At 64.5% G+C, this 26,616-nt stretch carries 24 protein-coding genes; 14 read left to right on the top strand and 10 right to left on the bottom strand.

Translation table 11 applies throughout. The features are described 5' to 3' along the window. Positions 1-28: 28 nt before the first annotated feature. The gene (locus E8F20_RS18805; protein ID WP_280285091.1) at positions 29-310 is read right to left on the bottom strand and encodes a DUF2782 domain-containing protein; all 282 of its coding nucleotides are present in this window, start codon (positions 308-310) and stop codon (positions 29-31) included. 74 nt (positions 311-384) lie between these two features. On the opposite strand from E8F20_RS18805, the gene polA reads away from it, so the two are divergent. Next, positions 385-3,132, top strand: coding sequence for a DNA polymerase I (gene polA, locus E8F20_RS18800; RefSeq protein WP_280285090.1), 2,748 nt, complete (start codon positions 385-387; stop codon positions 3,130-3,132). A 278-nt stretch (positions 3,133-3,410) separates the two neighbouring features. Here the strand turns inward: polA and yihA are convergent, their stop codons facing one another. Further along, complete coding sequence (gene yihA, locus E8F20_RS18795; protein WP_280285089.1) at positions 3,411-4,052, bottom strand: ribosome biogenesis GTP-binding protein YihA/YsxC; 642 nt, start codon at positions 4,050-4,052, stop codon at positions 3,411-3,413. A 175-nt stretch (positions 4,053-4,227) separates the two neighbouring features. Here yihA and E8F20_RS18790 point away from each other — a divergent pair, with 175 nt between their 5' ends. From E8F20_RS18790 to E8F20_RS18770, 5 genes are all read left to right on the top strand, one after another. Next, positions 4,228-4,518 (top strand): c-type cytochrome, encoded by a 291-nt coding sequence (locus E8F20_RS18790; protein WP_028627087.1) that lies wholly within the window; start codon positions 4,228-4,230, stop codon positions 4,516-4,518. Between the two features lie 51 nt (positions 4,519-4,569). Next, positions 4,570-5,175, top strand: a complete 606-nt coding sequence (locus E8F20_RS18785) for a c-type cytochrome (RefSeq protein WP_280285088.1) — start codon at positions 4,570-4,572, stop codon at positions 5,173-5,175. 142 nt (positions 5,176-5,317) lie between these two features. Then, entirely contained in the window at positions 5,318-5,950 is a 633-nt protein-coding gene (locus E8F20_RS18780; protein ID WP_280285087.1) for a thiol:disulfide interchange protein DsbA/DsbL, read from the top strand. A 16-nt stretch (positions 5,951-5,966) separates the two neighbouring features. Beyond that, the gene (locus tag E8F20_RS18775; protein ID WP_280285086.1) at positions 5,967-6,845 is read left to right on the top strand and encodes an endonuclease/exonuclease/phosphatase family protein; all 879 of its coding nucleotides are present in this window, start codon (positions 5,967-5,969) and stop codon (positions 6,843-6,845) included. Then, complete coding sequence (locus E8F20_RS18770) at positions 6,842-8,665, top strand: GGDEF domain-containing protein (RefSeq protein ID WP_280285085.1); 1,824 nt, start codon at positions 6,842-6,844, stop codon at positions 8,663-8,665. Before E8F20_RS18775 ends, E8F20_RS18770 begins: the two co-directional genes overlap by 4 nt. Positions 8,666-8,679: 14 nt before the next feature. On the opposite strand, the gene E8F20_RS18765 is transcribed toward E8F20_RS18770, so the two are convergent. Next, positions 8,680-10,098, bottom strand: coding sequence for a DASH family cryptochrome (locus E8F20_RS18765; RefSeq protein ID WP_280285084.1), 1,419 nt, complete (start codon positions 10,096-10,098; stop codon positions 8,680-8,682). 259 nt (positions 10,099-10,357) lie between these two features. Here E8F20_RS18765 and E8F20_RS18760 point away from each other — a divergent pair, with 259 nt between their 5' ends. Then, a complete protein-coding gene (locus E8F20_RS18760) occupies positions 10,358-10,951 on the top strand; it encodes a MarC family protein (protein ID WP_280285083.1) in 594 nt (197 codons plus the stop codon). Continuing rightward, complete coding sequence (locus E8F20_RS18755) at positions 10,948-11,727, top strand: N-acetylmuramoyl-L-alanine amidase (protein WP_280285082.1); 780 nt, start codon at positions 10,948-10,950, stop codon at positions 11,725-11,727. Before E8F20_RS18760 ends, E8F20_RS18755 begins: the two co-directional genes overlap by 4 nt. A gap of 42 nt (positions 11,728-11,769) precedes the next feature. Here E8F20_RS18755 and E8F20_RS18750 read toward each other — a convergent pair whose 3' ends face one another. Then, complete coding sequence (locus E8F20_RS18750; RefSeq protein ID WP_280285081.1) at positions 11,770-13,545, bottom strand: KinB sensor domain-containing domain; 1,776 nt, start codon at positions 13,543-13,545, stop codon at positions 11,770-11,772. A gap of 13 nt (positions 13,546-13,558) precedes the next feature. Continuing rightward, a complete protein-coding gene (gene algB, locus E8F20_RS18745; RefSeq protein ID WP_280285080.1) occupies positions 13,559-14,905 on the bottom strand; it encodes a sigma-54-dependent response regulator transcription factor AlgB in 1,347 nt (448 codons plus the stop codon). A gap of 485 nt (positions 14,906-15,390) precedes the next feature. On the opposite strand from algB, the gene E8F20_RS18740 reads away from it, so the two are divergent. Continuing rightward, positions 15,391-15,594 carry a hypothetical protein gene (locus E8F20_RS18740; RefSeq protein ID WP_280285079.1) on the top strand — a complete coding sequence of 68 codons (204 nt, stop codon included), beginning with the start codon at positions 15,391-15,393 and terminating at the stop codon, positions 15,592-15,594. Positions 15,595-15,794: 200 nt separating this feature from the next. Next, positions 15,795-15,956 carry a DUF1328 domain-containing protein gene (locus E8F20_RS18735; protein WP_028627098.1) on the top strand — a complete coding sequence of 54 codons (162 nt, stop codon included), beginning with the start codon at positions 15,795-15,797 and terminating at the stop codon, positions 15,954-15,956. A 226-nt stretch (positions 15,957-16,182) separates the two neighbouring features. Here the strand turns inward: E8F20_RS18735 and wrbA are convergent, their stop codons facing one another. Next, a complete protein-coding gene (gene wrbA / locus E8F20_RS18730) occupies positions 16,183-16,779 on the bottom strand; it encodes an NAD(P)H:quinone oxidoreductase (protein ID WP_280285078.1) in 597 nt (198 codons plus the stop codon). Between the two features lie 304 nt (positions 16,780-17,083). Between wrbA and gltP the strand changes: the two genes are divergently transcribed. Together gltP and E8F20_RS18720 are read left to right on the top strand one after the other, a co-directional pair. Beyond that, a complete protein-coding gene (gene gltP / locus E8F20_RS18725) occupies positions 17,084-18,415 on the top strand; it encodes a glutamate/aspartate:proton symporter GltP (RefSeq protein ID WP_280285076.1) in 1,332 nt (443 codons plus the stop codon). A 240-nt stretch (positions 18,416-18,655) separates the two neighbouring features. Then, the gene (locus E8F20_RS18720; RefSeq protein ID WP_280285075.1) at positions 18,656-19,882 is read left to right on the top strand and encodes a spore maturation protein; all 1,227 of its coding nucleotides are present in this window, start codon (positions 18,656-18,658) and stop codon (positions 19,880-19,882) included. A gap of 34 nt (positions 19,883-19,916) precedes the next feature. Here the strand turns inward: E8F20_RS18720 and E8F20_RS18715 are convergent, their stop codons facing one another. Then, positions 19,917-20,960 carry a DUF5924 family protein gene (locus E8F20_RS18715; RefSeq protein WP_280285074.1) on the bottom strand — a complete coding sequence of 348 codons (1,044 nt, stop codon included), beginning with the start codon at positions 20,958-20,960 and terminating at the stop codon, positions 19,917-19,919. A gap of 93 nt (positions 20,961-21,053) precedes the next feature. Then, complete coding sequence (locus E8F20_RS18710; protein ID WP_280285073.1) at positions 21,054-21,557, bottom strand: GNAT family N-acetyltransferase; 504 nt, start codon at positions 21,555-21,557, stop codon at positions 21,054-21,056. Positions 21,558-21,747: 190 nt separating this feature from the next. On the opposite strand from E8F20_RS18710, the gene E8F20_RS18705 reads away from it, so the two are divergent. Continuing rightward, positions 21,748-22,662: a bile acid:sodium symporter gene (locus E8F20_RS18705; protein WP_280285072.1), complete on the top strand. Its 915-nt coding sequence runs from the start codon at positions 21,748-21,750 to the stop codon at positions 22,660-22,662. Next, entirely contained in the window at positions 22,650-23,615 is a 966-nt protein-coding gene (locus E8F20_RS18700; protein WP_280285071.1) for an SDR family oxidoreductase, read from the top strand. The genes E8F20_RS18705 and E8F20_RS18700 overlap by 13 nt, the downstream gene beginning before the upstream one ends. Before the next feature lie 34 nt (positions 23,616-23,649). On the opposite strand, the gene E8F20_RS18695 is transcribed toward E8F20_RS18700, so the two are convergent. Next, entirely contained in the window at positions 23,650-24,669 is a 1,020-nt protein-coding gene (locus tag E8F20_RS18695) for an AraC family transcriptional regulator (protein WP_280285070.1), read from the bottom strand. Positions 24,670-24,713: 44 nt separating this feature from the next. Next, a complete protein-coding gene (locus tag E8F20_RS18690) occupies positions 24,714-26,402 on the bottom strand; it encodes a Na/Pi cotransporter family protein (RefSeq protein ID WP_280285069.1) in 1,689 nt (562 codons plus the stop codon). Positions 26,403-26,616 lie beyond the last annotated feature (214 nt).

Here is a 26,616-nt window from a genome sequence, read left to right as displayed (position 1 = left end):
ACTACCTTGTTACGGGGTTGCGTGTGCGCTACCAGCTGAAGATTTCCCACGCGGGGATAAGCATGTCGGGGTTGTCCGAGCGGACGAAGTTGCTTTCGCCGTCGGCACGAACCAGGAAGTACGGCTTGCCGCCCTTCGGAGTCACCTTGATGGCGTAGAGGAAACCATTGACGCGGTATTCCTGGATGGTCTTGTCGCCTTCCTGGCGGATGGTGACGTCCGGTTCCCCGGATGGCTCGTCGGCGGCGAACGAGGCGACTGGAGCGACGGCCAGCAGGCTGGCCAGCAAAAGGCGGTTCAGTGCGCGCATGGTAACCTTGTCCCTTCTGTTCAATGATCGGTCCATTCTACTTCGGGTCCGGTGAATAAAGGTTGATTTCACGCATGAGCCAAGCCCCCCTCGTCCTGGTGGACGGATCTTCCTATCTGTACCGCGCCTTCCATGCCCTGCCGCCGCTGACCACCTCCGCCGGCTTGCCCACGGGTGCGGTCAAAGGTGTGCTGAACATGCTCAAGAGCCTGCGTCGGCAGTATCCGGACAGCCCCTTCGCGGTGGTCTTCGACGCCAAGGGCGGCACCTTCCGCGATGAGATGTTCGCCGAGTACAAGGCCAATCGTCCCTCGATGCCGGACGAGCTGCGGGTGCAGGTTGAGCCGTTGCACGCCAGCGTCCGAGCCCTCGGCCTCCCGCTGCTCTGCGTGGAAGGCGTGGAAGCCGACGACGTGATCGGCACCCTGGCCCGGCAGAGCGCCGCGGGCGGTCGCCCGGTGGTGATCTCTACCGGTGACAAGGACATGGCGCAACTGGTCGACGGGCACATTACGCTGGTCAATACCATGACCGGTAGCGCGCTGGACGTGGATGGCGTGAAGGAGAAATTCGGTGTCGGTCCTGAACTCATCATCGACTACCTGGCGTTGATGGGTGACAAGGTCGACAACATCCCGGGCGTGCCCGGCGTCGGCGAGAAGACCGCCCTCGGCCTGCTCACCGGAGTGGGTGGCGGGCTCGACGTGCTCTATGCCAGCCTGGACAAGGTGCCCGCCTTGCCGATCCGTGGCGCCAAGGGCCTGCCGGCCAAGCTCGAAGAGCACAAGGACATGGCCTACCTGTCCTACAAGCTGGCCACCATCAAATGCGACGTCGAGCTGAACGTCGAAATCGACTCCCTGCACCCCGGCGAGCCGGATCGCGAATCCCTGGCCGAGCTCTATCGCATCCTGGAATTCAAGACCTGGCTGGATGACCTGCAACGCCAGGCCAAGTCCAGTGGCGAGCAGCTCGCGCTGGAGGAAGCGCCGGTGGCCGATGCCGAGAAGCGCTACGAGATCGTGCTGGAGCAAGCGCAGTTCGACGCCTGGATGAAGAAGCTTGAAGCCGCGCCGCTCTTTGCTTTCGACACCGAGACCACCAGCATCGACGCCCAGCAGGCGCAGGTCGTGGGTGTGTCCTTCGCCGTCGAGGCAGGGGAAGCCGCCTATGTTCCGCTCGCTCACAGTTACATGGGTGTGCCGGCGCAGCTGGACCGCGACGCCGTGCTCAAGGCCCTCAAGCCGCTGCTGGAAGACCCGGGCAAGGCCAAGGTCGGCCAGCACGTCAAGTACGACATGAACGTCCTGGCCCATGCCTCGACGCCCATCACCGTGCGGGGCATCGCCTTCGATACCATGCTCGAGTCCTACGTGCTGGACGCTACGGCCACCCGCCACGACATGGACAGCCTGGCCCTCAAATACCTGGGCCACAGCACGATCCGCTTCGAGGACATCGCGGGCAAGGGCGCCAAGCAGCTGACCTTCGACCAGATCGCCCTCGAACAGGCCGGCCCTTATGCGGCCGAGGACGCTGACGTCACCCTGCGCCTGCACCTGACGCTCTGGCAGAAGCTGGAGGCCATCCCATCCCTGGCCAAGGTGCTGAAGGAAATCGAGATGCCGCTAGTGCCGGTGCTCGCGCGCATCGAGCGCAATGGCGCCTATGTCGATGGCAAGCTGCTGGGCCAGCAGAGCCTGGAGCTGGGCGAGAAAATGGTGGCGCTGGAGCGCCAGGCCTATGACCTGGCCGGGCAGGAATTCAATCTCGGTTCGCCCAAGCAGCTCGGTGCCATTCTCTACGAGAAACTTGGTCTGCCGGTGCTGGCCAAGACCGCGACCGGCCAGCCTTCGACTGCCGAGAACGTGCTTGCGGACCTCGCCGAGCAGGATTACGAGCTGCCCAAGGTGATCATGCAGTACCGCTCCCTGAGCAAGCTCAAGAGCACCTATACCGACAGGCTGCCGGAACAGATCAACCCGCGAACCGGGCGCATCCACACGTCCTACCATCAGGCGGTAGCGGCCACCGGGCGCTTGTCGTCCACCGACCCGAACCTGCAGAACATCCCGATCCGCACCGCCGAAGGGCGTCGCATCCGCCAGGCCTTCGTCGCGCCCAAGGGCTACAAGCTGCTGGCGGCGGACTACTCGCAGATCGAGCTGCGCATCATGGCTCACTTGGCCAAGGATGAAGGCCTGCTGGATGCCTTCCGCCACGACCGCGACGTGCACCGCGCCACCGCCTCCGAGGTCTTCGGCGTGCCGCTGGACGAAGTCAGCAACAACCAGCGTCGCAGTGCCAAGGCGATCAACTTCGGCCTGATCTACGGCATGAGCGCTTTTGGCCTGGCCAAGCAGATCGGCGTCGACCGCAAAGAGGCCCAGGCTTACATCGATCGCTATTTCGCCCGCTACCCCGGCGTGCTGGCTTATATGGAACGCACTCGGGAGCAGGCTGCGCAGCAGGGCTTCGTCGAGACCCTGTTCGGTCGTCGCCTCTATCTGCCGGAAATCCACTCGAAGAACCAGGCCATGCGCAAGGGTGCCGAGCGCACCGCGATCAACGCACCGATGCAAGGCACCGCGGCGGACATCATGAAACGCGCCATGGTCGCTGTGGACGACTGGCTCCAGGAAAGCGGCCTGGATGCCCGCGTCATCCTTCAGGTTCACGACGAACTGGTGCTGGAAGTGCGGGAGGACCTGGTGGCGCAGGTGAGCGAACAGATTCGTCCGCTCATGAGCGGTGCCGCCGAGCTGGACGTGCCGCTGGTCGTGGAAGTGGGCGTGGGTGACAACTGGGACGAGGCGCACTGAGTGCGTCCTCGGGGCGAGCATCTGTTTCAGGCATGAAACAGATGCTTAGTTCCTGATCGAATAAACAGGATTATTTTCATAGCAAACTGTTTTGATAATCAGTCTGAACTTTCTGCGAGACGGGGGAGTCACACAACTGAATGGCTGGTGAAGCCTTTCGATGCTCCTTTTGCTGTGTTTAGTGTTGGCAGATATCTGAACCCCGCCCTAGCGGTTCAGACTTAAACCCCGAACTTCCCCCTCCCCATACGAAGTCCGGGGTTTTTTTTGCCTGCGATTCAGGCTTCGGCCTCGCCTTCTTCCAGGTCCAGCTGCAGCCAGTGCGCGAGCACCGCATGGGCTTCTTCGATGCCCTGGCGCTTGGGTGCCGAGAACAGTTGGATGGACACACCTTCGCCCCAACCCTTGCGGATTTCCTGGCGTACCTTGAGCAGCGCGTTCTTCGCCGCACCGAAGGCCAGCTTGTCGGCTTTGGTCAGGAGGATATGCATCGGCATGTTGCCGGCGCTGGACCAGTCCAGCATGAGGCGGTCGAAGTCCGTCAGCGGGTGGCGGATGTCCATCAGCAGGATCAGGCCGGCGAGGCTTTCGCGGCTGCTGAGATAGGCCTCCAGGTGATGCTGCCAGTGCTGCTTGAGGGGAATCGGCACCTTCGCATAACCGTAGCCCGGCAGGTCCACCAGGCGACGGTCTTCGTCCAGGGAGAAAAAGTTCAGCAGCTGGGTGCGTCCCGGTGTTTTCGAGGTGCGCGCCAGACTGGCGTGGGTCAGGGTGTTCAGCGCACTCGACTTGCCGGCGTTGGAGCGGCCCGCAAAAGCCACTTCCAGGCCGCTATCCGGCGGGCACTGGTCGACCTTGGCGGCACTGATGAGAAAGCGGGCCTGTTGGCACAGACCGAGGATGGGGTTCTTCAATGACATGGGGAATCCAAGGGGTGCGACGCGGTGTCGCAGAGGGCGGTTTCGTTTCCGTTTATGCATCGCCAGTATATAATGCCGCGGATTTAGTGTGCGCTTTATCCCCCAGGGTCTGGTGTCCACGGCAGCGACCGACGCACGACAGAATGCGCGGCGATGCCCTCCGATGAGGTTGATCATGAAGAAAATACTGCTCGTCGCTAGCCTTGCGGCGCTGTCCTTCGCCGCGCAAGCAGCTCAGGATCCGGAAGCGGTTTTCAACCGGGCCTGCGCTGCCTGTCATAGTGGTCAGCTGCCGATGGCGCCGAAGAAAGGCGACAAGGCTGCCTGGGAACCGCGCATGGCCAAGGGCATGGACACTCTGGTGCAGAGCGTCACCAATGGTTTGAACGCCATGCCGCCGAAAGGCCTGTGCATGGATTGCAGTGCCGAGGACTACAAGGCCGTCATCCAGTGGATGAGCCAATAAAGTAGCCCGGCGCATAACACCTTTACCCTTTAGCCGTAGTTGGATTAGCTGATGAACAAAGTAATCGTGAGTCTGCTGTTGACCCTTGGCATCACCGGCATGGCCCACGCCGCTGGTGACGCCAAGGCTGGCCAGGCCAAAGCCGCTGTTTGCGGTGCCTGCCATGGCCCGGATGGCAACAGTGCCGCCCCGAACTTCCCGAAACTGGCTGGCCAGGGCGAGCGCTACCTGCTCAAGCAGATGAAGGACATCAAGGCCGGTAACCGCACCGTGCTGGAAATGACCGGTCTGCTGAACAACCTCAGCGATCAGGATATGGCTGACATCGCCGCCTACTTCGCCAGCCAGAAAGGCAGCGTTGGCGCCGCCGATCCGAAAGTGGTCGCTCGTGGCGAAGCGCTGTTCCGCGGCGGCAAGCTCGAACAGGGCATGCCCGCCTGCACCGGCTGCCACGCGCCTGACGGCTCCGGCAACGCGGCCGCCGGCTTCCCGCATCTGGGGGGGCAGCATGCCCAGTACGTGGCCAAGCAGTTGACCGATTTCCGCGAAGGCAACCGCACCAACGATGGCGACAGCATGATCATGCGCGGCATCGCGGCCAAGCTGAGCAACAAGGACATCGAAGCGGTGTCCAGCTACATCCAGGGCCTACACTAAGGGGCGATGTCTGGAACCTGAAGGAGGGTGGCTTAGGCCACCCTTTTTCGTTCCCAGGCCCGTTACAATGGCCGGAACCCGCCGCATTGCCGCAGGTCGAATCATGGCCCCTGCGGCCCCATTACCCCTCAAGGAGTGAAGCATGCGTAACCTGATCCTTTCCGCCGTTCTTGCCGGTGCCAGCCTGCTGGGCATGAGCGCCGTCCAGGCTGACGACATCGAGGCCGGCAAGCAGTATGTCGAGCTGAGCAGCCCGGTTCCGGTATCCGTTCCGGGCAAGATCGAAGTGGTGGAGCTGTTCTGGTACGGCTGCCCGCACTGCTACCAGTTCGAACCGACGCTCAACCCCTGGGCCGAGAAGCTGCCGGAAGACGTCAACTTCGTTCGTATTCCTGCCATGTTCGGCGGCCTGTGGAACGTCCACGGCCAGCTGTTCATCACCCTCGAAAGCATGAAGGTCGAACATCAGGTGCACAAAGCCGTGTTCGAAGCCATCCACAAGGAAGGCAAGAAGCTCGCCACCCCGGATGAAATGGCGGAGTTCCTCGCCGGTCAAGGTGTGGACAAGGACGCCTTCCTCAAGGCTTACAACTCCTTTGGCGTGAAGAGCCAGATGGAGAAGGCCAAGAAGCTGGCCATGGCCTACCAGATCACTGGCGTGCCGACCCTGGTGGTCAACGGCAAGTACCGTTTCGACATCAGCTCCTCGGGTGGTCCGGAGCAGACCCTCAAGGTCGCCGAGCACCTGATCGAGAAGGAGCGCGCCGCGAAGTAAGCGGCGCATTCGCCCGATGCTCAGACGCTGGGTGGGTGAAAGGGCGGCGAGCTCGTGCGATGCACGGGTGAACCCCCATTGCGACAAGGGCAAGCTGCCTGCTGATGGCCGCTTGCGTTTGCTCAGTTTCAATATCCAGGTCGGTATCAGCACCGAGCGATACCATCACTACCTGACCCGTGGCTGGCAGCACCTGCTGCCGCACAACGGGCGCGCTGGGAACCTCCAACGAATCGGCGCCCTGCTCGGCGACTACGACCTGGTCGCCTTGCAGGAGGCTGACGGAGGCAGCATCCGCTCCGGTTACATCAACCAGGTCGAACACCTCGCCCAGCTTGGCGACTTCCCCTACTGGTACCAGCAGCTCAACCGCAATCTCGGGCGCATCGCCCAGCACAGCAATGGCCTGCTCAGTCGCCTGCAACCCAACCTGCTGGAAGACCACCCGCTGCCGGGGCCGCCCGGCCGTGGCGCGATCCTGATGCGCTTCGGCAAGGGACGTGATGCGCTCGCCGTGGTGATGATGCACCTGTCCCTCGGCGCCCGAACCCGCACCCGCCAACTGGCCTACATCCGCGAGCTGGTGAGCGGATACCGCCACCTTGTTCTGATGGGCGACATGAACACCCACGCCAACGATCTGCTGGAGTTTTCGCCCCTGCGCGACCTCGGCCTCCTGGCCCCGCAGGTCGAAGCGACCTTCCCCAGTTGGCGCCCGCAACGCTGCCTCGACCACATCCTGCTCAGCCCAAGCCTTACCCTGGAGCGAGTGGCAGTACTCAGCCAGCCGATCTCCGACCACCTGCCGGTGGCGGTGGACATACGCCTGCCCGACGAACTGCGGGCCGATCTGCCCCTTACCCTCAGCGAACCCAAGCGCGGAATCCCTGCATGAGCGACGACGCCCAGCGTTGGAAAGCCAAGTACCTGGAAAACCTCGAACAGCAGGAGAAGATCGAGAAGCGCTGGGACGCCCGCCTCGATTTGCTGCGTCGCGGCCTGGTGCGCAGCTCCCTGGCGGCCGAGGGTTCCGACAAGGCAGTCGACCTGTGCATGCAGGAGCTGCGCGAAATTATCCGTAGCGAGCAGATGGACGCCGGCCTCTCGGCCCTGATCCCGCGACTGGAAAAGGCCGTGCTGGACTCCGAGCAGCGCCGTCAGCAGCGAATTGAACAGAACGTCAGCGCCCTCACCGGCATTGCCGACCGCATGCTTGCACTCGACTTGCCGCGGGAGGTGCGCAAGAGCCTCAAGCAGTTCGCGAAAAGGATCGACGAACGCGCCCGCCAATCGCGCGAAATGCCGGCACTGCTGGCTGAGCTGGGCGTACTCCAGGGCCAGGCCCTGCAGGCGTTGTCCAGCGACGACGCGACGGTGGTCAAGCCGGGGCTGCTGCAGCGCCTGTTCGGCAGCGGTGGGGACGAGACACCGCCCGTCGCCGAGCCGACTCCCCCACCGCAGGCGCCTGCTCCTGTCGAAGCCCTACAACCGGCGGTGTTCCCGGCTGCTCCTGTACGGAGCAGCGCACTGGACAGCCTGCCGCTGGCCGCCGCCATCCTCACCGGCGAAGGCGACCCCGCATATGCCCTGCCCGCCCTGCCGGAGCCGGGATACAGCGCCATCGCCCCTCACGTAGCCGACAGTCTGCGCGCACTGCTCGACGAGCTGGACCTGCCCGAGCATCACCAGCCCCAGGCCGTGGCGCTGCGCCAGCGCCTGGAAGGCGGTCTCAACTGGTACGAGCTGGTACCGGTGCTGGACGACCTCGGCGTGCTGGTGCTGGCCGTAACCGACAGCGGCCATCGTGAGTTCGCCGGCTACCTCAAGCAGCTCAACCAGCGCCTGGTGCTGTTCCTCGAACACCTCAGTGCGGCCCAGGAAGGCTATGCCGAGTCGTTGGGCAATGCCCGCGCCCTGGACGACCAACTGCGCGAGCAGGTCAGCGGCCTGCAGGCCAGCGTGCAGGACGCCACCGACCTGAACCAACTGAAGCAGAGCCTGGAGCAGCGCCTCGATGGTCTGCTCGACACCATGAACCGCTACCAGCAACAGCGTACGGCCCGCGAGCACGAAGTGAGTGAACGCCTGCAGGTGCTGATGACGCGGGTTGCGACCATGGAAGAAGAAGCCAAGACCTTCCACGACAACCTCGAAGTTCAGCGCCAGAAGGCCCTGCAAGACCCCCTCACCGGCCTGCCCAACCGTGCGGCCTGGAACGAGCGGCTGGAAATCGAACTGGCCCGGCAGCAGCGCTATGGCGGTGATCTGTTGCTGGCGGTGATCGACATCGATCACTTCAAACGGATCAATGACGGCTTCGGCCACCTGGCTGGCGACAAGGTACTGAAGATCATTGCCGGCGAACTTAGCCGGCGCCTGCGCAAGACCGACTTCATCGCCCGATTCGGCGGTGAAGAGTTCGTCCTGCTGTTGCCCTCGACGCCCATGGAAGGTGGCCGGCAACTGCTCGACAACCTGCGCCAGGCCATCGAGGTCTGTCCTTTTCACTTCAAGGGCGAGCGGGTGTCGATCACCCTTTCCGCCGGTCTCACTGCACTGTTCGCGGGTGAGCCCAGCGACGCCGCATTCCAGCGCGCCGATCAGGCGCTCTACCGCGCCAAGCGTCAGGGGCGCAACCGCATCGAACTGTCGCTCGCGCAGCCGTCAGCCGGGCACAACGAAGCCGATCCGCAAGGGCTGCCGGAACCAGGTTGAACGGGTTCGTCTACTCAGGCAGCACTCGAGATGTAGGGCTTCCAGTTTTCCGGAATATGCTCCAGACGTGGGTAGTCCAGCCCGGCGAGTTGCGGCTCGCTGAGCATGAAAGGCGTGTGCCGATGCTCTACCGGCAGGCCGCGCAACTCCGGTAGCCAGAGGCTGACGTAGGTGGCATCCGGGTCATGCTGACGGGCTTGGCGCAGGGCGTTGAAGGCCCGTGCGCGACGCGGATCGCTGGCCACTCCGGCGAGGTAGGCCCAGTTCCCCCAGTTGCTCGCCGGGTCGTAGTCCAGCAGGTGCTCCTCGAACCAGGCCGCGCCGTAGCGCCAGTCCTGCTGCAGATCGTTGACCAGGTAAGCGGCCACCACCTGACGGCCACGGCTCGACATCCAGCCGGTCATCACCAGCTCACGCAAGTTGGCGTCCACCAGTGGCATGCCCGTACGTCCGTTGCACCAGTGCAGGTAGCGCTCATCGAGATTGGCTGGCGCCCGTGCGGTGGCCTTCAGGCCGTCTGCTCGAAACAGGGCGCTGCCGTAACGCAACAGTGTCCAGCGGAAGAATTCGCGCCAGAGCAGTTCCATCCACAGCTGCTGGGTCGACTCGTTGCGGCCGCGTTGCGCCTCCAGCCGATGCAGCTCCGCAGCCACCCGGCGCGGCGACAGGCAGCCGTTGGCCAGCCAGGGGGACAGCTTGGAGGAATACTCGCTGCCGATCATGCCGTTGCGGGACTCCTGGTGCCCTTGCACGCTCTGGGTTTCCCAGAGGTAGTCGCGCAGCCTCGCCAGGGCCGCGGGTTCGCCGCCGGAAAAAGGGAAAGCGGTAGTGGGTACTCCCTGGGGCTCGCCCAGGCCCAGCCGCGACAAGGTCGGCAGGGGCGCCATCAGGCTTGCAGCGCCGCTGGGCAGTGGCGGCAGGTGGGTCGGCGCCGGGCGCGGCTGGAAGACGTGCAGGCGCTTCTCCATCAGGTCGCGGAACTGGTTGAAGACCGACGGCAGTTCGTTCAGCGGCCGGGGCAGCTCCTCTTCGCGCAGCAGGTTGTTTCCTGGCAGCTCGATGAGCGGTACGCCCAGAGCATGGCGCACGCGGCGCATTTCATTGCGCTCGTAAGGCGCGATTTCACCCAAGGTCAGCACTTCGTCCAGGCCCAAGTGATCCACCAGCGTCGGGATCACAAGCTCGGCGCGGCCGTGCACCACCAGCAACCGCGAACCGTGCTGGCGCAGGCCCGAATCCAGGGCCGCCAGGCTTTCCAGCAGAAAGCGTGCGCGGTGCACGCCGAGCCGTCGTGGGCCAAAGGGTGAGGGTCGAAGCAAGGCAGGGTCGAGGACGTACACGGGCAACAGGCGATCTGCCTGGAGCGCCGCTTGTAGCGCCGGGTGGTCGTCGAGTCTGAGATCCTGCTTCAACCAGAGCAGCGCGCGGCGCATGGCGGTCTTCCTCGGCTGGGGTGTCCCTTACCTACAACATTACCTGCAGCCGGAAAAGCCATGTTGCCGTTCATCCCGACCGGTAGGCCCCATGTCCGATTGCCATGCTGGCCTCGCGCTATAATCCGCGCCCCCTTTTTCCCTTCGCCGTGCCTGGGGAAGATTTCGCAACAGGTTCGCCGCGCTGCGCGCGAGCCTGCGCGCAGACGCCGGCGCATCCGGCCATTACACTTCTGCCCATCGATTAAGGGGAGCCCCCATGGACATCCTAGGCATTGCCGTCCTGATCTTTCTGGTCACCGACCCGTTCGGCAACATCGCGATCTTCATCGCCGCCCTCAAAGGCGTGGCACCCGAACGACGCCTGCGCATAGCTCTGCGGGAGTTGTTGTTCGCCCTGGCGCTGCTTCTCTTGTTCCTCACCTTCGGCGACAAGATCCTCAGCGGTCTCGGCCTGTCCCGTGAGTCCATCGCCATCGCCGGTGGCATCATCCTGTTCATCATCGCGCTGCGCCTGATCTTCCCGCGTCCGGAGGGCGTGCTCGGCGATCTGCCCGGCGGCGAGCCCATGCTGGTGCCCCTGGCCACCCCGGCGGTGGCCGGCCCCTCGGCTCTCGCCGTGCTGATGACCCTGCGCAACACCCATGAAGGGGCGCTCTGGGAACTCTACGTCGCGGTGCTGCTGGCCTGGGCCTGCACCGCTGTGATCCTGCTGCAGGCCGCCTTCCTGCAGCGCTTCCTCGGCGACCGCGGCCTGATGGCCGTCGAGCGCCTGACCGGCATGCTGCTGATCATGCTCAGTGTCGACATGTTGCTCGATAACCTGCAAAGCATCCTGCACCTGAACCCATGAAGACCTTCGTTCTGAGTCTCGCCCTGCTCCTGCTCGGTGGCTGCGCCGGCGGCCTGCGCATCGATGACAGCCACCGCTCTGTAAGCCAGAGCAGTCGTGTGCAGTACGTGGTACTGCACTACACCTCCACCAACATGGAGAGCTCCCTGCGCCTGCTGACCCGTGATGGCGTCAGCAGCCATTACCTGATCGGCGATCAGCCGGCCAGGATCTATCGCCTGGTGGATGAGAGCCGTCGCGCCTGGCATGCCGGGGAGAGCGAATGGCAGGGCCGAACCTGGCTGAACGCCAGTACCCTCGGGATTGAACTGGTCAACGACGGTTACCGCGATACCCCTGCCGGACGGGTCTACCAACCCTATAGTGAAGAGCAGATCGAGGCCCTCATCCTGCTGCTCAAGGACATCGTCCAGCGCCACAACCTGCCACTGGGCAGCATCATTGGGCACAGCGACATCGCGCCCCAGCGCAAGGTCGACCCAGGTCCGCTGTTCCCGTGGAAACGCCTCGCCGACGCCGGCCTGGTGCCCTGGCCTGACGCGCGCGCAGTAGCCCGCGAGCAGGCGCGCTTCGCCGTTGCCCTGCCTACCGTCGGCTGGTTCCAGCAGCAGCTCGCCCGCCAGGGCTACACCACCCCGCAGACCGGCGTGCTGGATAAGGAAACCCGCAACATCGTCGCCGCGTTCCAGATGAAGTACCGCCAGCGTCTCTACGACGGCCAGCCCGACGCCGAAACCGCCGCCCTGCTGCTGGTGCTCAACGGAATGAAGCTGTAGGGGCGAATGAATTCGACTCCACAAGGATTCCGCAAGGCAACGTTAAACCGGCAACGTCATATAGAACTGCGCGCCCTGCCCCGGCCGTGAGGAGAGGCCGATGCGGCCGCCATGCAGTTGCACGATCTCCTTGCACAGGGCCAGCCCGAGGCCGGCGCCACCCTTGCGGTGGCCGACCTGCACGAAGGGCTCGAAGATCCGCGCCTGCTGGCTGTAAGGCACGCCCTCGCCGTCGTCCGCCACGCTCAACAGCACCCGTTCGCCGTGGCGACGGGCCTGCAGGCGAATATGCCCGCCTTCCGAACTGTGGCGCATGGCATTACCTACCAGGTTGTCCAGCACGCGCTCGATCTGCAGGCGGTCCAGCTTTACCCGTGGCAGCGGTGGGTGCAGTTCCAGTTCAATCTCGATGCCGCGCTCGCCGGCATGGGCGCTGTAGCGCTGGCGCAGGGTGGCGAGCAGTTCCTCCAGGTCGCAGGGTTCACGCTCCAGGGCCTGCACACCGCTCTGGTAGCGGGAGAAATCCAACAGGTCGTTGATCAGTCGCACGAGTCGCTGCATCTCTTCGTCGACCGTCCTCTGCAGGTCGGCTTCGCGGCTTTCCGGATCGAAGCGCAGGCGCTCATTGAGCAGCCCGAAGGCCATCTGCATGCCGGTCACGGGTGTGCGCAGTTCGTGGGAGGCACGCAGCACGAACTCGTTGCGTACCCGTTCGAAGGCACGCTCTTCGGTGACGTCGCGCAACACCATCACCCCGCCCAGCAGGCGCCCCTCGTCCAGCAGCACCGGCGTCAGCCGCCAACTGAGCAGGCGTTGCTCACCATCGGCTTCGATCACCAGGTCTTCAGGCTCGTCCTCAAGGGTTTCACCGCGCAAGACGCGTTGCGCCAACTCGTCCAGATCCGGTCGGCCGAGGGCCTGCGACAGCGGCCGGCCGAGCGGTGCTTCCGCCCAGGACAGCTGTCGCTGGGCCACCGGATTGGCGTGCTGGATGCGCCCTTGGCGATCAACGATCAGCAGGCCGTCGTCAATGCTGTCGAGCACCGCTTTCAAACGCTGTTGTTCAGCCAGCAGTTTCTCGATATTGGTTTCCTTGAGCAGGCGCAGGGCTTCGGCCATCAGGCCGAAGCGGCGGATCAGTGCCGCCATCTCGTTCACCGGCGACAGCGGCAGGGTGACCCGGAAGTCCCCGCGTCCGATCTGGTCGGCCGCCTTGGCCAGTGCGTCGATGGGCGCACCGAAGCGCCGGGCGATTCCCTGGGCAGTGACGAAACCGATCAGCAGCACCGCCACCCCGAGCAGTCCCAGCAGGCTGGCGATCAGCAAGGCGCGGTCGCGCGCCGCACTTTCCGCGTCTCCCACGACCGACAGCGAATGACGCTGCAGTTCCACCATGCTGGTGCGCAGGATGTCCAGCGCGTGGCTGAAATCATCGTCGTCCAGCAGGCTCCAGCGCAGGCTCGCGGGCTGGCGCATCACGTCGAGGAACACTTGGTAGGACGCGGCGATCCGCTGGAAGTGCTCGCGGGTCTGCGCATCCGTCGTCGAATTCAGACCCTCTTCCAGCGCGGCGAGAAACTTTTGCTGCGACGCCTGCAGGGCCGGCGAATCGAGATCCTTGCCCATCAGGTTGACCATCTGGTCGCCCAGGTGCTGGCGCATGCGCAGGCTGATATCGATGGTGGAGAAGGCCTGATTGATCAGGCGCTCCTGTGAGCCGGCCATCTGCATCACGCTGACCAACCCCAGCAAGACGCCCACCAGGGCCACGGTGATCAGCGCGGAAATGCTCAGGAACAGCCTGGTACGCAGTCGCATGGCGGCGGCCCGTTCAGAGGCCGTAGAGCTTGCGCTTGCGGTACAGGGTCGAGGCATCGATGCCGAGTGTGCGGGCAGCCTGGTCAAGGGTCTCGCTGCTGGCCAGGACGCCGGCGATATGTGCGCGCTCCAGTTCTTCAAGGCTCAGCGGGCCGCCCACCCGTGGTGCATTGGCGATGGGGGCGTCGCCCAGGCCCAGGTGGCTGACTTCCACCTGTTCCTGGTTGCAGATGATGCTGGCGCGTTCGACCACATTGCGCAGTTCGCGCACGTTGCCCGGCCAGCGATAACCCAGCATCACTGCCAGCGCTTCTTCGCTGAAGGCGCGTGCGGGGCGTCCGTACTCGCTGACGAAGCGGGCCAGGAAGCGCTCGGCAAGGTCGAGGGTGTCCTCGTGGCGCTCCCGCAATGGCGGTAAGCGCAGGGCGATCACGTTGATGCGGTACAGCAAGTCTTCACGGAAGCGGCCATCTCGGGACATTTCGTCCAGGTCGAGATTGGTTGCGGCGAGGATGCGTACATCGGCGCGGCGTGTTACCGGGTCGCCAACCCGCTCATACTCCTTGTCCTGGATGAAGCGCAGCAGCTTGGGCTGCAGGCTCAGCGGGAAGTCACCGATCTCATCGAGGAACAGGGTGCCGCCGTCGGCCTGGCTGACCCGGCCCAGGGTGCTTTCGCTGGCGCCGGTGAAGGCGCCGCGGTTGTGGCCGAACAGCTCGCTCTCCATCAGGTCCGCCGAAAGCGAGGGGCAGTTGATGGTGACAAAGGACTTCTTCGCCCGTTTGCTCCAGCCGTGGATGGCACGAGCCAATTCGCCCTTGCCGGTGCCAGACTCGCCAAGGATGAGGATGTTGGCGTCGGTAGCGGCCACCTGCCGGGCGGTGTCCAGCACCGTCATCATCGCCGGGCTCTGCGAATCCAGGCCATCGCCGACCCGGCGCATCTCGCCCTCCAGGGCTTCCAGGCGCGCCGTGAGTTGGCGCACTTCCAATTGCTTTGCAGCGGCCATGCGCAACTGATCCGGACTGCAGGGCTTGACCAGGTAATCAGCGGCTCCGGCCTGCATCGCGTCTACCGCGGTATCCACTGCTGAGTGCGCGGTGACGATCACCACGCGCATCCAGGGGGCCTGCTCGCGCATCTGCGCCAGCACATCCAGGCCGTTGTCTTCACCCAGGCGCAGGTCGAGGAAGCACAGATCGAACACTTGTCGCTGCAGGAGTGCTTCGACCTGCGCCGCGCTGCCCGCGGTAGCGACGCTGTAGCCCTCGTCCTCGAGGCAGTAGCGGAAGGTACGCAGGATGGCGGCTTCGTCATCCACCAGCAGGATTCGTCCCTGGTTCTCGGTTACCTGTTCCATGCTCTCACTCCATTTCCGAGTCATAGAAAGTTAGTCCAAGAAATATCGTGCAAGTTGCACGCGCTTTTCCTACAGCCCTTGCAGCATGCAAGTGTAGGAAGTCCTGGCTCAAAAGCTAACCATTTGATCCATATGGATATTTATCAATCGGAAAGACTGGCACAGGCCTTGCCATATTCCCTGTACCTGAATGTGCATGGGTCTTTTTACCTCTTGTGGCCCCTGCGCACCCCAGGAGCACTCCACCCGGAACAGGGAGGTTCCGGGCCTTTTGAGAGCGTGCAATTTGCCTGATGAGCAGACCCGCATCGTGCAAAGTGCCGTCAGGCCAGGCTGGAGCGCTGGCGTAACCAATTGAATTGGCAGTGCTTCTTTGATGGCCTTGAGTGGCATGGGCCATGCACTTGAAGTCTCGAGGTCGCAAATCCGTCCCAAGGGAGGATTCGAGGATGAACGGTTTCCCATGGTGCTCATCCAAGTGGCTTATGGCCCTGCTGATCGCACTGGTCGTGATACTCGGCACGCTTGTCGAGTATCAATTGCGTGATCGCGTCCAGCCCCGGCCATTGCAGACTCCCGCAGCGGAGCAAAGCAGGTCGACGGCACCGGTTCGCGCCGACGGCCCGATGCACGAGGTGAGCGCGCGCATCCAGGCCGATATCGGCATCCAGCCGCGCTGGGCGTTCTGAATTTCTCGGGGGGCGTTTTGCCATGTGGAACCTTGTCGCCGCCCTGAGCCGCTCGCTGTGCCGCTTCGTCTTTTCGCGCAGTGCTTTCTACAGAATCGCAACACCTGCCGGCCTAACACCCTGTGTCGTGCCGGTGGTCCTTACGCAGTCGCGCCAACGGCCGCTGCGCTGACAACACCAAAAGCAGAAGGAGAAAGGCCATGTTGAGCTGGGCACTTACTTTCCTGGTCATTGCTATCGTTGCCGCCGTGCTGGGGTTTGGCGGCATCGCCGGGACCGCCGCGGGCATCGCGAAGATTCTTTTCATTATCTTCCTGGTGCTGTTCATCGTGTCCTTCATCATGGGGCGCCGATCCGGCTGACGAGGTTCGAACGCTTCAGGGATCAATGCCCGGTAACGGGCTGAAGGACCAGGGGGCCGGGTTGTTCCGCGTCATCTGGAGCGGCGTGACCCAGGGGCAGACGGGGTGCCTCCGCAGCCATGCGGGCCGGGTCAGGCAAGCTGCTGCCGGGAGCTGGAAATGCTCCAGCTCCCGGTGGGCAGCGGAAAAATACTGATTCGGTACTGAATGCTTCGTTCGCCTCCCTTCACTTCATCCTGCTCACCAAAGTCGCCACGTGTGCGCCCTGGAATTTCGCCAGGGCCAGTTCCTTGGCGCTTGGCGTGCGCGAACCGTCAGCGCCGGCCACGGTGGCCGCACCATAGGGTGAGCCGCCGCGCAATTCGCTGATGTCGCCGAGTTCCGGCGCCGAGTAAGGGAGGCCGGCGATCAGCATCCCGTGGTGCGCCAGGGTGTTCCAGAACGAGGTAATGGTGGTTTCCGAGCCACCGCCGGTGCCCGTGGAGGTGAAGACGCTGCCGACCTTGCCGATCAGCGCCCCCTTCACCCAGAGTCCGCCGGTCTGGTCGAGGAAGTTGCGCATCTGTGCAGTCATGTTGCCGAAGCGCGTCGGCGTGCCGAACAGAATGGCGTCGTAGTCGGCCAGCTCCTGCGGACTGGCAACAGGTGCAGCCTGGTCCAGCTTGGCGCCGGCTTTGCGGGCGACGTCCTCAGGCATGGTTTCCGGCACCCGTTTCAGGGTCACTTCCACGCCCGGTACGCTGCGCGCACCTTCAGCGACCGATTCCGCCATGCGTTCGATATGACCGTACATCGAGTAATACAGCACCAGGACCTTCTTCATCGCCGCTCTCCATTCAGCCACAGATTGGCGGCCCGATCGGGCCGGCCCCAGTCAGCCTAGATGGCGCGCATGCACTTTGCCGCCGCCGTCCTAGGAAAAGTCCTATGCCGAAGTCGCCATACGGATATCGCTGGAACCATCGTTCCATCAACACAAGCTCATGCCGATTCGGCATGGGGTAGACGGTTACGGCATTAGACGACCGTTAGCACCCTATGAATCATGGCGCCCCTTTGCGGTTCGGCCGGCCATCCCGGACGAGGCCGTGCTCCCTACTTCCACAAGAAATCAGAGGGTGACGACTATGACCAAGGCCAGATTGAGCCTCGCATGGCAGATTCTCATCGGGCTGGTGCTGGGTATCGCCATTGGCGCCCTGCTCAACCACTTCAGTGCCGAGAAGGCCTGGTGGATCGCCAACGTCCTGCAACCGGCGGGTGACATCTTCATCCGCCTGATCAAGATGATCGTCATCCCGATCGTCATCGCCTCGCTCATCGTCGGCATTGCCGGCGTGGGCGATGCCAAGAAGCTCGGCCGCATCGGCCTGAAGACCATCCTTTACTTCGAAATCATCACCACGGTGGCAATTGTGGTCGGCCTGTTGCTGGCCAACTTCTTCCAGCCCGGCACCGGCATCGACATGAGCACGCTGGGTACCGTGGATATCTCCAAGTACCAGCAGACCGCCCAGGAAGTGCAGCACGACCACGCGCTGATCTCGACCCTGCTGAACCTGATCCCGTCCAACATCTTCGCCGCCGTGGCCCGCGGCGAGATGCTGCCAATCATCTTCTTCTCGGTGATGTTCGGCCTTGGCCTGTCCAGCCTGCCGACGGAAACCCGCGAACCACTGGTCAGGGTGTTCCAGGGCGTGTCCGAGACCATGTTCAAGGTCACCCACATGATCATGGCCTACGCCCCCATTGGCGTGTTCGCGCTGATCGCCGTGACCGTGGCCAACTTCGGCTTCGCCTCCCTGCTGCCGCTGGCCAAGCTGGTGGTGCTGGTCTACTTCGCCATCGCCTTCTTCGCCTTCATGGTCCTCGGCCTGGTGGCGCGCCTGTTCGGTTTCTCCATCGTCAAGCTGATGCGCATCTTCAAGGACGAGCTGGTGCTGGCCTACTCCACCGCCAGCTCGGAAACCGTACTGCCGCGCATCATCGAGAAGATGGAAGCCTACGGCGCGCCGCGTGCCATTAGCAGCTTCGTGGTGCCCACCGGCTACTCCTTCAACCTCGATGGCTCGACCCTCTACCAGAGCATCGCTGCCATCTTCATCGCCCAGCTCTACGGCATTGACCTGTCCCTCAGCCAGCAACTGCTGCTGGTGCTGACCTTGATGGTCACCTCCAAGGGCATCGCCGGCGTGCCGGGCGTGTCTTTCGTGGTCCTGCTGGCCACCCTGGGCAGCGTCGGTATTCCGCTGGAAGGCCTGGCCTTCATCGCTGGCGTCGACCGCATCATGGACATGGCGCGCACCGCCCTGAACGTGATCGGCAACGCCCTGGCGGTGCTGGTGATCGCCAAGTGGGAGGGCATGTACGACGCCGAAAAGGGCGAGCGCTACCTGGCTTCCCTGCCGAGCGTTCGCAACGGCAACGCGCAGCGCCAAGGCAGTACGGTGATCGACTGAGCCTTCATCTGATCGACGGAAAGCCCCGACCTGGTCGGGGCTTTTTGTTAGCCGGCGTTCGCTGCGGTGATGGGGCAGCCTTTCGGCCTGGCTGGCGAACCTGTCCGCATTCGCTGGCAAGCCAGCTCCTACAAGGCGACTCCGGACCCTCCAACAGGTTACGCAGACATCGCCAATGAATTCGCCGCGGTACAGGCTGCCCCGCTAGAATCCGCCTCATTGATTTCGGGGGGACTGCAAATGCTCAACGGCCTGTGGCTGGGGTTTTTCCTGGTGGCGGCAGTGGCCGCGCTGGGGCGCTGGATCGGGGGTGACCCGGGTGTCTGGGCGGCGATGGTGGAAAGCCTGTTTGCCATGGCCAAGCTCTCGGTCGAAGTGATGATCCTGCTGTTCGGCACCCTGACCTTGTGGATGGGCTTCCTGCGCATCGCCGAGAAGGCCGGCCTGGTCGAGTGGCTCGGGCGCATTCTCGCACCGCTGTTCCACCGCCTGATGCCCGAAGTGCCCAAGGGACACCCCGCCCTCGGCCTGATCACCCTGAACTTCGCCGCCAATGGCCTGGGGCTGGACAACGCCGCCACGCCCATCGGGCTCAAGGCGATGCGCGCCTTGCAAGATCTCAACCCCAGCCCGACCACGGCGAGCAACGCGCAAATTCTCTTTCTGGTGCTCAACGCCTCGTCCCTGACCCTGCTGCCGGTGTCGATCTTCATGTACCGGGCACAGCAAGGCGCCGAGGACCCGACCCTGGTGTTCCTGCCCATCCTCCTCGCCACCAGCGCGTCCACCCTGGTGGGGCTGCTTTCGGTGGCCCTGGTGCAACGACTGCGGCTGTGGGACCCAGTGGTGCTGGCTTACCTGGTGCCCGGTGCGCTGTTGCTGGGTGGCTTCATGGCGTTGCTTGCCGGCCTTTCCGCCACGGCCCTGGCGGCGTTGTCTTCCTTGCTCGGCAACCTCACTTTGTTCGGCATCATCCTGATCTTCCTCCTGGTGGGCGCGCTGAAGCGCGTGCCGGTCTACGAGTCTTTCGTGGAGGGTGCCAAGGAAGGCTTCGAGGTCGCGAAGAACCTCTTGCCCTATCTCGTGGCCATGCTCTGCGCCATTGGCGTGATGCGTGCTTCCGGCGCGCTGGACTTCGGCCTGGATGGCATTCGCGCGATGGTCGAGTGGTTCGGCTGGGACACCCGCTTCGTCGAGGCCCTGCCCACCGCCCTGGTCAAACCATTCTCCGGCAGCGCGGCCCGCGCCATGCTGATCGAAACCATGCAGAGCCAGGGCGTCGACAGCTTCCCGGCGCTGGTGGCGGCCACGGTGCAAGGCAGCACGGAAACCACCTTCTACGTGCTGGCGGTCTACTTCGGTTCGGTGGGTATCCAGCGTGTGCGCCACGCCGTGGGCTGCGCCCTGGCGGCGGAACTGGCCGGCGTGCTGGCGGCCATCGGCGTCTGCTACTGGTTCTTCGGCTGATCCTTCGGGGGCTGTGAGACGTTCGACCGAGTAATCAATGGGGCTTGGGCGGCAGCTCTGACGGTGTCACCCGGAAGCGCAGGGTACCGATCATCTGCCCTGCCTCGGTCAGCACCTGCACCTGCCAGCGGCCCACGGGATTTCCGGGGAAGTTCTGCTTGTGGGTCCAGGCGCGATAGCCCGCTTCACGGCCGCCATGGATATCCAGGGCGATGCGGTCCACTTCGCGACCGTTGAAGCGCCACACGTGGTAGATGCGTTCGTTCAGCCCGCGCGGCGCATTGATTGCGGTATAGGCGTAGAGCCCTTTGCTACGCAGCTCGGCGGCGCTGACTTCGTTGATGCCATCACCCGGCGTGCGCTTGTGGTTGTCCAGGTCAGGGGTGACCGCCACTTCGGTGAGCCAGAGGGTTGCCGGAGGCACCCAGCTCCGCGTCACCCAGCCCAGCCCACCCAGGGCCAGCGTCAGGCCCACCAGCCCCAGGCCGCGCCACCAGCTCTGCACGCGGATGACACCGAACAGACTGACGAAGGACAGCGCCACGGCAATGCCCAGCGCCCAGCGGTAGCTCTGGGCGGTGGTCTGCTGGAGGATCAGCGGCAGCGCCGCCAGCAGCACGGCGAACAGCGTGAGCGTGTGATAGGCCAGGAACAACCAGCGGCGCGGCGCCAGGTGACGGTTGTAGATCGGGTCGGTGATCGAGCAAAGCGCTGCCGCCCCCAGCAGGCCGGTGAACAGGGCCTGGCCGCTGTTCCAACTGGTGGTGATGGCAAAGAACGGCAGTACGAAGAACAGGCTTTCCTGGTGGATCAACTGGGTCAGGAAACGCATCAGCGGCGGCGGCAGCTCGATACCGAAGAGCCGTTCGACGCTGCGTCGGAAGAGGTTCTCCAGCATCAGCCAGATCCAGCTGACCAGCAGCAGGATGGCGATCACCTTGGCCACCCGCGCGCCCCGATCGACCAGGAAGAAGCTCGCCATGCCCGAGCAGAAGCCATAGAGGGCGATCAGCCGTGGGTGACGCTGCAACAGCTCGATCAGCTTGAGCACATGGGGTTTGAAGGCGGGCAGCAGCATCGGTCGCGACAGGGCTGGTGACGGAGGCGCGCAGGATACTGTCCGCCGCCAGCCCTGAGAAGGCACGCGGCGACCGGCCTGACGGCCTGCGGCTCAGACCAGGCGCAAGCGCATCTTCTGCGGTTGGTCGGGGCGGCCGTTGGGCAGGGTCACAGGCGGCAGGTCTTCCACCCAGTGGAAATCGAAGCGCTCGTAGAGGCGGATGGCCGGGAGGTTGGACTTCAGCACCGTCAGGTCGACCCGCGGCATGCCGAGTTGCTGGCACTGCTCCAGCGCCGCTTCCATCAGCAGGCCTCCCAGGCCTTGGCCGCGATGGTCCTTGCGCACCTGCATGCCGAGCAAGCCGAAGTCCTCGCCCGAGTCGTCCCCTTGCTGGCAGAAACTGGCCGGGAAAATCTCGATGGAGCCCACCAGCTCGCCTTCCGAATCGGCGACGAACTGCGGCAGGTTCAACGGTAGCGCGCGCAGTAGCATGGCGCGCATAGGCCCGATCGGCGGCGCTTCGGCGCGCAGGAGAAACTCGCCTTCGGCGCTGACGTCGGCGAACAGCCGGTGCAAGGCTTCGATATCGCTGATGCGCAGTTTCCTGATCGACATGGGCGTCCTGCTCCGGGGCGAATGCTGGCACTCTGGCCCAGTGCGTATGGACTGGCAACCGGCTGGTGTCTGTCGCGATTGGCCACTCGGCCTGGCGATGTCGGTCACTGCCGGTGCGAGGGTTGAGGGCTAAGCTGCTCTGGCCTTGCGCCTGCATGGGCGACATAAGAACAACAAGAGACTCTCCTCGATGAACTACGACAGCAGTCAGCAACTGATACTCGGGCTGGTGCTCGCCGCGCTGATGTTCGGCGTGGCCCTGGAGCTGCGCCTGGCCCATTTCCTCCTGGTACTGAAACGTCCGCTGCCGGCCCTGGTAGGGCTGCTCTGCCAGTGCCTGCTGCTGCCCTGGTTGACCCTCGTCGTCACCTTCTTCCTCGATCTGCGCCCCGGCCTGGAGCTGGGCATGTTGCTGGTGGCCGCGTGCCCTGGCGGCAACCTGTCCAACGTCATCACCCATCTGGCGCGCGGCAACACCGCGCTCTCGGTGAGTGTCACCAGCCTTTCGAGCCTGCTGGCGATCATCAGCCTGCCGCTGAACTTCGCCGCCACCGCCAGCCTCAACCCGGACACCGCCGCCTTCCTCCAGGGCCAGATGAGCAGCCTGGATGTCGATGCCGGCGGCATCATCGGCGGCCTGGTCGTACTGCTGGTGCTGCCGCTGTTGGCCGGTATGGCCGCGGGTAACCTCGCGCCGGCCCTGAGCGCTCGCGTGCTGCCGTGGTTCAAACGCTTTTCGCTGCTGGCCTTCGGTGGATTCCTGGTCGTGGCGGCGGTAGGCAATTGGCAATTGCTGGTGGCCAATGCCGGCCTGGTGCTGCTGGTGGTGGTCGGCCATAACGCCACCGCCTTGCTGCTGGGCTGGAGCGCCTCGCGCCTGGTCGGACTGGCCGAGGCAGACCGCCGCGCCCTGACCATCGAGGTTGGCATGCAGAACTCCGGGCTGGCGCTGGGGCTGATCCTGACCCAGTTCGGCGGCCAGTTGGACATGGCCCTGGTGGCGGGCTTCTGGGGGCTCTGGCACATCGTGTCCGGCCTGTTGCTGGTGGCTGTCTGGCGTCGCCGCGCGCCTCGCGTCCAGGAGGAAATGCCGTGCGTGTCCTGATCACCGGTGCCGCCGGTTTCATCGGTCAGCAGGTCTTGAACGACCTGGCCGCGCGTCACCCGGACTGGACCCTGGTGGCCGCGGACATCCGCCCACTGAGTCATAAAGGGCTCAAGTCCAACATCGAGCCGGTGTCGCTGGACATCAGCCTGCCCCGCGAAGTGGCCGCCTGCGTGCAGCGCTGGAAGCCCGACGCCATCGTGCACCTGGCTTCGGTGGTGACGCCGCCGCGCGGCATGAGCGAAGCGCGTCTGCACGCCATCGACGTCGGCGGCACCCGCGCCGTGCTGGACGCGGCTGTGGTTTCTGGTGTGGGCCAGTTGGTCGTCACCAGCTCCGGTGCCGCCTACGGCTACTACCCGGAGAACGCGGAGTGGATCGACGAACATCAACCGCTGCGTGGCCACGACCTTTTCGCCTATGCCCGCCACAAGCGTGAGGTGGAACTGCTGCTGGCCGATGCGCGCAGGCAACATCCGCAGCTGCGCCAACTGGTCCTGCGTCCCGGCACCATCCTCGGCGAGCAGGTGAACAACCAGATCACCGAGCTGTTCCAGAAGCGCTCGGTGCTGGGCATCAAGGGCCATGAGAGCCGCTTCGTGTTCATCTGGGACCAGGACGTGGTGGCGATCATCCGCGAGGGTCTGGAGCGCGGCGCCGAAGGTATCTACAACCTGGCCGGCGATGGTGCGCTGAGCATGGCCGAGATCGCCGGCATCCTCGGCAAGCCCTACCGCCCCCTACCTGCCGGCCTGCTGCGCACCGCCCTGGCCCTGCTCAAGCCACTCGGCCTGACCCAGTACGGCCCGGAGCAACTGGATTTCCTGCGCTACCGCCCGGTACTGGACAACCGCCGCCTGAAGGAAGAGTTCGGCTACCGCCCGACGTATTCCAGCCGCGAAGCGTTCCTGGCGTTCCTCAAGGCGCGGGGAGTCGCGCCAAAGGTGGGTTGACTCCTACAGATGAAGTTGCCAAGCGTCCCGGTGATCAGTCTTTGTGCTTCTGCCGGTATTCCCCCGGTGTCAGCCCGGTCCATTGGCGGAAGGCGCGGAAGAACACGCTGGGCTCGGAGTAGCCCAGCAGCACGGCGATATCGGCGATGGGCAGGTGGCCTTCCTCAAGGTGGCGCTCGGCCAGGTGGCAGCGGGTGTCATTGAGCAGTTGCTGGTAGCTGCTGCCCTCGTCCGCCAGGCGCCGCTGCAAGGTGCGTTCGCTGACGCCGAGCGCGGCGGCCAGCGCGCCGCGATCGGGTTCGCCACGCGCCAGTTGCGCCCCCAGCAGGGCCACCACCCGCGCCCGCAACCCTTCGCTGGGCAGGCGCGCAAGCAAGGCTTCGGCGTGCTGACGCAACACCGCCTGCAGGGGCGGGTTTGCCTGTTTCAGTGGCGCCGAACGCAGGGCCAGGGGTAACACCAGGGCGTAATCCTCTGCGTCGAACTGCAGCGGGCAGGCGAAGCATTGCTGGTAGAGCGTGATGTCCGTCGGCGCCGCATGCACGAAGCAGGCCCGCACCAGACGCAGATCTGCCAGCAGCGGGCGCATCAGTTCCAGCCAGAAGGCCATCAATGCCAGTACTCGCGCACGGGTCGCCGGTAGTTTCGGGTTCAGCGGGCGATACAGGGTCCAGAGTTCGTCGCCCCGCACCTCCAGTGCCAGGCTGCCGCCCTCGCCAACCAGCCGCTGATAACGCAGCTCGGCTTCCAGGGCCTCGCCCAGGGTCGGGCTGCTCTGCAGCAGGTAGCCGAGCACGCTGAACTGGCCAGGTGCCAGGGCGCGGCCAATGGCCAGGCCCGGTTCCGGATGAGGCAAGCGCGTGTGGATGGCGTCCCAGAGCGCTTCCTGGGCACGGAAGGGGATGCGCGCGTCCGGGTCTCCCAGGCGGAGTTCGTCGAGCTGGCTGGCGCGCAGCAGCTCCTGGCGATTGAGGCCGAGCTGGGTCGCAGCATGCAGGATTGCCTGGGTCAGACTGGCGCTGACCGAGGCACTGGACGGGTCATGTGGGGTCATCCCCGGATTCTGCCCAGCGGCCAGCGTGCTGGGAAGAGCGCGGCTCAACGATGTGAGCCGATCTCCGGCTCGAAGTAGCGCTGCGGTTCGACCGATACGCGCTCCTCTTCCACTGCCTCTGGCGCGTCGGGGTTGTCCAGCACCGCGTAGGCAATCGCGCAGAACAGCGAGTTGAGTCGCTTCATGTCGCTGATCAGGCCCAGGTGCAGGGCGCTGGTCTCGATGCTCTGCACTACCTGCTGGTGCAGGCGCGAGACGTGCGCATGGGCGTAGCGCCGCTCGAGGATGCGAAAGCGCTGCTTGGCCCGGCGCAGGCGTTTGGCGTTCTCCTGGTCGCCATTGAGGAAGACCGAGAGAGACAGGCGCAGGTTCTCCACCAACTGATCGTGGAGATTGACGATCTCCGCCAGCCCTTCATCGGAGAACGCGTGGCCCTGGGCGTTCTTCTTGCTCTGCACGTCATCGAGCATGCGCTCGATGACGTCGCCGGCCTGCTCCAGGTTGATGGTCAGCTCGATGATTTCGGCCCAGCGTCGGCTGTCGCGCTCGCCGAGATCCTCATGGGGCATGCGCGCCAGGTAGAGTTTGATGGCCGTGTAAAGCGCGTCGATGTCGTCGTCCAGCCTGTGGATATCCTTGCCTAGCAGGGGGTCGCCGCCGCGCAGCAAGTGCAGCAGGTTGTTCAGCATCTGCTCGACGATATCCCCCATGCGCAGGGTTTCGCGCACGGCGTTGGCCAGCGCCAGGCTCGGGGTGTCCAGGGCTGCGGGGTCGAGGTGGCGCGGCTTGGCCACGTCGTCGGGTTGCGGGCGGTCCGGCAGCAGCCAGTCGCAGAAGCGCGCCATGGGCACCGCCAGCGGCAGGCAGAGGGCGCATCGCACACTGTTGTAAAGCAGGTGGAAGGCGATCACCAGTTCGGCGTTGGAGATGGGCCAACTGTCGATCCAGTTGGCCAGGGGCCCCACCAGCGGCAGCACCAGGACGCAGCCGGCCAGCTTGAACAGCAGGCTGCCCAGGGCCACGCGGCGCCCCGCCGGGTTCTGCAGGCTGCTGCTGAGCAGGGCGAGCACTCCGCTGCCGAGGTTCGCACCGATCACCAGGCAAAGCGCCACCTTCAGGGATATCACCTTGGACGCGGCCAGCGTGGCGGTGAGCAGCACGGCGGCCAGGCTGGAGTAGGAGATCATCGCGAACAGCGCGCCGGTCAGCGCGTCCAGCAGGACATCGCCGGTGAGGGAAGAGAACAGCACCTTCACGCCCTTGGCGGTGGTGATGGGCTCGGCGGCGGCGATGATCAGTTGCAGCGCGAGGATGATCAGTCCGAGGCCGATGGCCACGCGTCCGAGTTGGCCCAGGCGCGTCTGTTTGCGCGAGAGGAAGAAGATCACCCCGAAGAAGATCAGCAGCGGCGACAGCCACGACAGGTCAAGGGTCAGCACCCGCGCCATCAGGGCCGTGCCGACGTCGGCGCCGAGCATGATCGCCAGGGCCGGGGCCAGCAGCATCAGCCCCTGGGCGACGAAGGAGCTGACCAGCAGCGCGGTGGCGTTGCTGCTCTGTACCAGGGCGGTGACGCCGATCCCGGCGGCGAAGGCCAGGGGCGGGCGGCGCACGCTGCGGCTGAGCAGGCGACGCAGGTTGGCGCCATACACGCGGAGAATGCCCGTACGCACGATGTGCGTGCCCCAGATGAGCAAGGCGACGGCCGAGAGGAGATTGAGCAGCGTCAGCATGGTGGCCCTCCTGGCGATCTCGAAGGCCGCTGTGTCCATGCGCGGGGAAACAGCGGCGCTGTCAGGCGAGGTGTAACGCGATTGTCATCTTTAGACCTTCATGGTCCTGTCGGTTATCCGGGGCTCGCCTGGCTTTTCTGGTATCTGCTGACAAGTAAAGACTGTTCGCAGCCATTTTGCTCGTTACCGATCAATGGCTTGAAGAAAAAAGTTG

The sequence above is a fragment of the Pseudomonas sp. BN415 genome (assembly GCF_029871195.1).
Taxonomy (GTDB): domain Bacteria; phylum Pseudomonadota; class Gammaproteobacteria; order Pseudomonadales; family Pseudomonadaceae; genus Metapseudomonas; species Metapseudomonas resinovorans.
The sequence above is the reverse complement of the archived record's forward strand: the minus strand, read 5'-3'. Positions and strand labels throughout refer to the sequence as shown.

Excerpts from the sequence above, each read along its gene's own strand:
- E8F20_RS18735 (WP_028627098.1), top strand. The coding sequence starts at position 15,795 with ATGTTGAGCTGGGCACTTACTTTCCTGGTCATTGCTATCGTTGCCGCC.
- E8F20_RS18755 (WP_280285082.1), top strand. The coding sequence starts at position 10,948 with ATGAAGACCTTCGTTCTGAGTCTCGCCCTGCTCCTGCTCGGTGGCTGC.
- E8F20_RS18695 (WP_280285070.1), bottom strand. The coding sequence starts at position 24,669 with ATGACCCCACATGACCCGTCCAGTGCCTCGGTCAGCGCCAGTCTGACC.
- algB (WP_280285080.1), bottom strand. The coding sequence starts at position 14,905 with ATGGAACAGGTAACCGAGAACCAGGGACGAATCCTGCTGGTGGATGAC.
- E8F20_RS18720 (WP_280285075.1), top strand. The coding sequence starts at position 18,656 with ATGCTCAACGGCCTGTGGCTGGGGTTTTTCCTGGTGGCGGCAGTGGCC.
- E8F20_RS18790 (WP_028627087.1), top strand. The coding sequence starts at position 4,228 with ATGAAGAAAATACTGCTCGTCGCTAGCCTTGCGGCGCTGTCCTTCGCC.
- wrbA (WP_280285078.1), bottom strand. The coding sequence starts at position 16,779 with ATGAAGAAGGTCCTGGTGCTGTATTACTCGATGTACGGTCATATCGAA.
- E8F20_RS18780 (WP_280285087.1), top strand. The coding sequence starts at position 5,318 with ATGCGTAACCTGATCCTTTCCGCCGTTCTTGCCGGTGCCAGCCTGCTG.
- E8F20_RS18710 (WP_280285073.1), bottom strand. The coding sequence starts at position 21,557 with ATGTCGATCAGGAAACTGCGCATCAGCGATATCGAAGCCTTGCACCGG.
- E8F20_RS18740 (WP_280285079.1), top strand. The coding sequence starts at position 15,391 with ATGGCCCTGCTGATCGCACTGGTCGTGATACTCGGCACGCTTGTCGAG.
- E8F20_RS18690 (WP_280285069.1), bottom strand. The coding sequence starts at position 26,402 with ATGCTGACGCTGCTCAATCTCCTCTCGGCCGTCGCCTTGCTCATCTGG.
- yihA (WP_280285089.1), bottom strand. The coding sequence starts at position 4,052 with ATGTCATTGAAGAACCCCATCCTCGGTCTGTGCCAACAGGCCCGCTTT.
- E8F20_RS18760 (WP_280285083.1), top strand. The coding sequence starts at position 10,358 with ATGGACATCCTAGGCATTGCCGTCCTGATCTTTCTGGTCACCGACCCG.
- E8F20_RS18805 (WP_280285091.1), bottom strand. The coding sequence starts at position 310 with ATGCGCGCACTGAACCGCCTTTTGCTGGCCAGCCTGCTGGCCGTCGCT.
- polA (WP_280285090.1), top strand. The coding sequence starts at position 385 with ATGAGCCAAGCCCCCCTCGTCCTGGTGGACGGATCTTCCTATCTGTAC.
- E8F20_RS18785 (WP_280285088.1), top strand. The coding sequence starts at position 4,570 with ATGAACAAAGTAATCGTGAGTCTGCTGTTGACCCTTGGCATCACCGGC.
- E8F20_RS18715 (WP_280285074.1), bottom strand. The coding sequence starts at position 20,960 with ATGCTGCTGCCCGCCTTCAAACCCCATGTGCTCAAGCTGATCGAGCTG.
- E8F20_RS18705 (WP_280285072.1), top strand. The coding sequence starts at position 21,748 with ATGAACTACGACAGCAGTCAGCAACTGATACTCGGGCTGGTGCTCGCC.
- E8F20_RS18775 (WP_280285086.1), top strand. The coding sequence starts at position 5,967 with ATGCTCAGACGCTGGGTGGGTGAAAGGGCGGCGAGCTCGTGCGATGCA.
- E8F20_RS18765 (WP_280285084.1), bottom strand. The coding sequence starts at position 10,098 with ATGCGCCGCGCGCTGCTCTGGTTGAAGCAGGATCTCAGACTCGACGAC.
- E8F20_RS18750 (WP_280285081.1), bottom strand. The coding sequence starts at position 13,545 with ATGCGACTGCGTACCAGGCTGTTCCTGAGCATTTCCGCGCTGATCACC.
- gltP (WP_280285076.1), top strand. The coding sequence starts at position 17,084 with ATGACCAAGGCCAGATTGAGCCTCGCATGGCAGATTCTCATCGGGCTG.
- E8F20_RS18770 (WP_280285085.1), top strand. The coding sequence starts at position 6,842 with ATGAGCGACGACGCCCAGCGTTGGAAAGCCAAGTACCTGGAAAACCTC.